This is a genomic window from Agarivorans sp., assembly GCF_050295395.1.
In the GTDB taxonomy this organism is placed as follows: Bacteria; Pseudomonadota; Gammaproteobacteria; order Enterobacterales; family Celerinatantimonadaceae; genus Agarivorans.
Genome location: NZ_JBNKPP010000194.1, coordinates 1 through 5,605 on the forward strand (window position 1 = coordinate 1; position 5,605 = coordinate 5,605).

Consider the following 5,605-nt stretch of genomic DNA (forward strand, 5'->3'; position numbering starts at 1 on the left):
AATTGATTATTTTATTTATAATTTTTGCAGGGCTTGCTATGCCAAATCACTGAGTTACAGTAGCCATTAAACGAATACCAATAGGAAGCCTTAACATGCGCCAACGCCTCTACCAATGGCATCGATTTGAACTAGTTGAAGAAACTCAAACCCTGCCAGATAATCGCCAGTTGCCGGTAACTACGCTACTCCACCCAGGGGCTGTAATAATTTTAGCGCAAGATACTCAAGGCCAGATTATTGTTGAACGGCAATACCGAACGGCAATTAAAGACTGGCTACTAGAGCTGCCCGCAGGCACCCTTGAAGCCGATGAACAATCCCCCGAGGGGATCTTGGCCTGTGCCAAACGCGAGCTACAAGAAGAAGTCAATTTAGTCGCCGCAGAATGGCATAGCTTAGGTAAACTTTATCCAGCACCGGGCTTTTGTGATGAAATCCAATACCTATTTGTCGCTAAACAATTAACAGCCGAGCAAGGCCAAGCCGATGAGGATGAATTTATTGAGACACTAAGCATGAGTTGTCAGCAATTTGAGCAGGCCATCGTTGAGGGGACAATCAACGACGGCAAATCCATTGCCTGTTATACCCGCGCCAAATTGCAAGGCTTGCTGGACTGATTAACGCTAAGCCTGCTGCAAACTTTCTACTAAACCAGAGCGGCGCTGGGTTTTATTACGACAGGCCATGGTAATACTGTCGGCATCGGCATAAAGGCTAAACGCCGATTTGGCTCGCGTAATCGCGGTATACAATAATTCACGGTTAACCAAACCTTGGGCTGTCGGCGGCAATAACATCGCCACCTGTTTAAACTCGCTACCCTGGCTCTTGTGCACCGTCATCGCATACACACTCTGGTGGGCAGGCAAGCGGCTGGGTAAGAGCCAACGCAGGCCATCGGCCGACTCAAATACCACCATCAGCTGACCTTGTTGATCAACGGCACAGATCCCAATATCACCGTTATATAACTGCTGCTCATGATCATTTTGTTCAATCATTACCGGCCGCCCAGCATACCAAAGGCTAGTATCTTGGGAAGGTCGATTAATCAGCCCCTGTGCATGTAATTGCGCTTCAATACGCTGATTAAGCCCGCTTACCCCTAGCTCTCCTTGGCGCAAAGCCAACAACAACTGAAAATCATGAAAGTAAGCAAAGACTTGCTCCATGGCTAAGCCTTGCTTAAGAGCCTCGAGGTAGGGGCGATAGGCCTGCACCGCTTCATCAATTAAGCCTTGGTAAGATTGCTGATTGAGCGGCTGATGGCGAAGATCGCTGTATTCACCATCAAGTAGTTGTAAGGCTTGTTCGGAACGCCCCTGATTGACCGCCTGTGCCAATTGGCCAATGCCCGAGTGTGCAGCAAAACGGTAGCTCTTGCGTAATAAACACAGCTTATCGGCAATCGCCAAGGGCTGGTCACTGGTATAGGCGGCTAAGGCAAAGCCACTGCTTCGCTGTAAAATATCCACCAGCTGGGCACTGTAGCCATGATCGATAAAACGGCATAAATCACCCAATACCGCGCCCGCCTCCACCGAAGCCAACTGATCTTTATCGCCCAATAAAATTAGCCGCGCCTGTTTAGGCAAGGCCTGCAATAACTTAAACATGAGCGGCATGTCGATCATCGACGCCTCGTCTACCACCAACATATCTAGGTTGAGCGGGTTGTCGGCATGGTGGCGAAACTCGGCTCGCCCGGGAATGACGCCTAACAGTCGATGTATGGTAGATGCCTGCTCAGGAACACTGGCGCGCGCCTGCTCACTACAATGTAATTGCCCCTTCGCGCTAATGATCGATTCACTTAAACGCGCCGCCGCCTTGCCGGTGGGCGCCACCAAACGGATGGTCAGTAAGGGTTTACTCACTGCCAACTGTAATTGCTGAAGTAAAGCCAGCAAGCGAGTCACGGTGGTGGTTTTACCGGTACCTGGGCCACCACTAATCACTAAGCGTGGTTGATAACAGGCTTGAATCGCCGCCAACTGTTGCCAGTTAATTCGCAAACTCGGTGGCAAATCTGCTACCCAAGCGGCTAAGCTCTGCGGCTGGTCAAGCTCGAGCAAGCGCTGCAAACTTTGCTCACTCAAGCTGTTGGCATCAATCACATCCAAATACTGCTGGACAAAGTGACCGATTTGAGCAGGAGCATAACTTTGCTTTAGCGAAAGCAGGCTCTGCCAATCGGGGTTAAATAGCTGTTGAATATAGTGCGCCACCTGCTCCGCAGGATAGACTTCCAATGGCTGAGTTTGCGCAAAATAGAGGGCAATCTGGCGCTCATAAGACCAATAACGATGCAGGTATAAACGGCCATATTGCAATACCAAGGGCTTAGCACTCGCCCCCTTAGGAGCTTGCGGCTCTGCATCTGCTTGCTGCACCTCGGCAGAGTGCTGCAACAGCGCTAACCAATAATCGGCCTGCTGATACTCCGCCAGTGGGCAAAGCGGCCACTGCTGACAACGGCGAGCCAAACTAGGCATGTCGATACAGATATGACCGGCATTCAGCTCGGCACTCAGTAAGGCCGCTGCAATCATTAAGGCTTCGGCCTGTTCGCTGTTAGCAAAACCGGCGGCAAAGTGATAATCCAAGGCAGAAATTAAACCGCGTTGCTTAAGCTGCGCCAACCACGCCAAGCTAGGGCTAGCCTTAGGCTTTAGGCTATTCATGCTCCCCCTCCTCAGCGGTATTTTCCAACAAGTGTTCACACTCCAGCTGACCGGCAAACAGCCCATCCAGCGCCTCAATAAATTCAGCCTCGGGGCGGCTGAAATAAACCCCATACGGACTCTGTGGATCCGCAGCTCGTGGGCCACTCATACCGCGCAGAAACAGGTAATACACGCCACCAAAATGTTGCTCATAATCATAATTTGCCAAGCGTTGCCCCAACCAGCGGTGCAAGGCGAGGCTGTAGAGCTGGTATTGAAAATCATAACGGTGATCTACCATGGCTTCACGCATCGCCTCTTGCTGATAATCGTCCACCTGGTCACCTAAATAATTCGACTTATAGTCCAGCACGTAATAGCGCCCTTGATGTTGGAATACCAAATCAATGAAACCCTTTAACATCCCCTTCACCATGGCAAAGTCTAAGGCTCTTGCCTGTCTACTCAACGGATCATAATGGCGAATTAAGCGATTAAGCGGAGCAGCTTCCAGCTGGCTAATTGGCAGTAAAAACTCCATCTCTACCAAGCACTGCTGAGCACTTAAGTGCTGCAAGCTATACTCGCTAACTCGCCCACCATCGTTTAACGGGCAAGCACAAACTTGCTGAAACATCTGGGTTAAGGGCTGCAGCCACAGCAATTCTCCGGCCTCGTTTAACTGGGCATAACTGGAAGCCTGTAATAAGGGCGCTAAGCGCTGATGAATTTGCGACTCGCTAGCTTGAAAATCAATTTCTTCAAATAGCCGGTGTAAGAAGGTGCCCGCTTCCGCGCCGCGTGGAAAATCAAAAATGCTCAGCGCTTGCGGCTCGAGCAGCGCTTCACTCGGCGCTTGGCCTACTTCGGCTTCATCCAGCCAGGCCATATCTCGGCTGGCATCAAAACCCTGTTGGTGAGCTGATTGGCGGCTTAAGGCCGAATAACTGGTTAACCACCAATTACGTTGCAAGGCTGCACCAAAGCTGCGAGCTTTATACTCTTGCTGCTCTTGGTTAGCGGCTTGATAAGGGGCTAAAGTGTGCTCGCTAAGCGCTCGCCAACTAATCGCCGGGTGCTCACTCAAGTCGCCTAAAATCTTGGCTAAGGCGCCAGCCGGCTGCGGCTGATTTTTTTGTAGCAGGTAACCTAAGGCACTTTGATGTACATCGGTATCGCCCTTTTTCGCATTGCCTTTTTTCAAATCGGCCACGCCGATATAACAACAATAAACGGCTCGAGTTAAAGCCACATACAACAAACGTAAATCTTCGGCGAGCCGCTCTTGACGAGCCGCTTCCATGGCCGCTTCACTGCCATCTAGGTCAAATACCAAACGTTCATCCTGATGATATAAGGCTTCGCTAGCTTCACGATGAGCCACCATAAAAGGCAGCATCACTATCGGATATTCCAAGCCCTTACTCTTATGAATGGTAACAATTTGTACCAGGTTGGCATCACTTTCTAAACGCAGCTGTTGCTCTTCGGCATTGCCGTCTGGCTCAAGTAGTTGCTCGGCAAACCAACGCATCAAAGCGGCTTCGCCGTCTAGCTCGGCGCTTTGATTTTGCAGTAATTCCGCGAGATGCATCAGGTTAGTCAGTAAGCGCTCACCATAATTATCGGCTTGGCTTAGCCATCGCTCGCTAATGCCGCGCTGACTCATCCACGCATAAAACATCGCCAATACACCTTGGCTACGCCACAACTTCTGATAGCCGCTGTATTCCATGGAATAACGCTGCCAATAGCGCTCATCGGTATTCAGCTGCTCTAACTCCGCCAAGCTTAAACCCAATAACTTACAGGCTAGCGCTGCCCGCAGCTTACGGTCATTCTGCGGCTCCTGACAGGCCAATAACTGTAAGTAAAATTGATAGGCTTCGCCACTGGCAAAGACGCTGTCACGATTGGATAAACTGACGCTAGCAATGTTTTGCTTGGCTAAGGCCGCGGCCACCTTATCCCCTTCGCGGCGGGTGCGCACCAATACCGCGATATCCCCCGCTTGTACCGGCTTGGCTTTATCCCCTAGAGTCGCCTCACCCTGCTCGCCGGCTTCCAGCAAAAGTTGAATTTGCTGAGCGCACTCGCCCGCTTGGCCATTCAGGTAATCCTCTAGGCGTACGAAGCTGTCATCTTGCTGATAGATAAATTGCAGCGCTGGCTGAACTTCACCGCGCAATTGCAAGCCTTTCATCTGCTGCTTGGCGGCACTCACCGGAATAAACTGTATTGCTTGGTCGAAAATAAACGGCCGAGCATGCCACTGAAACAGATGATTACAGGCCGCCACCATGGCGCCACTAGAGCGCCAGTTGGTAGGCAAATTGTAGCGAGCACTCACTCGCTGGCGCGCCTGCATATAGGTAAAGATATCAGCGCCGCGAAAACCGTAAATCGCCTGCTTAGGGTCGCCAATCAAAAACAGCGCAGTATCGGGGCGCTCTAAGTACAAAGTAGAAAATATTTGATATTGCTGAGGATCGGTATCTTGAAATTCGTCGATCATCGCCACCGGATATAAGTCGGTAATTTGCGCAGCTAAGGCGCCCCCCTGAGGCGCGGACAAGGCTTGCGCCAAGCCCGTTAATAAGTCATCAAAACTGAGTAGCTGTTGCTGCTGTTTTAATTGGGCGAAACGCTCTCGGATCTGCGGCAAGAGCTGAGCCAATAACAAGCTTTTAATGTTTTGCTGGCCGTCCAGCAACTGCTCAATCGCATCAAAAGCGGCATGCTGCGGCGGCTGCGCCTTGGCCTTCACACCTTGGGCCAAATTTTCTGGAGTAAATTTTTGCAGAGCCTCCAGCAAATCTTTGGCCAGATAGTCACTGTCGGTGGGGCTATTGGAAAACTGATCGATTAAGCCTAACCATTTGGCCACCGAGGCCTTACGGAATTTATTGCCATTTAACGGCGCTTGAGCAATC

At 50.7% G+C, this 5,605-nt stretch carries 3 protein-coding genes; 1 reads left to right on the forward strand and 2 read right to left on the reverse strand.

Annotation, left to right across the window (positions count from 1 at the left end; all coding sequences use genetic code 11):
* Positions 1-95: 95 nt before the first annotated feature.
* On the forward strand, positions 96-623 hold the full coding sequence (locus ACQY6Q_RS11385; protein WP_427981511.1) for an NUDIX hydrolase: 528 nt from the start codon (positions 96-98) through the stop codon (positions 621-623).
* 6 nt (positions 624-629) lie between these two features.
* Here the strand turns inward: ACQY6Q_RS11385 and recD are convergent, their stop codons facing one another.
* Both recD and recB read right to left on the reverse strand, forming a co-directional pair.
* Positions 630-2,690 (reverse strand): exodeoxyribonuclease V subunit alpha, encoded by a 2,061-nt coding sequence (gene recD / locus ACQY6Q_RS11390; protein ID WP_427981513.1) that lies wholly within the window; start codon positions 2,688-2,690, stop codon positions 630-632.
* A partial coding sequence (gene recB, locus ACQY6Q_RS11395; protein WP_427981515.1) for an exodeoxyribonuclease V subunit beta occupies positions 2,683-5,605 on the reverse strand: 2,923 nt, incomplete at its 5' end. The genes recD and recB, both read right to left, overlap by 8 nt.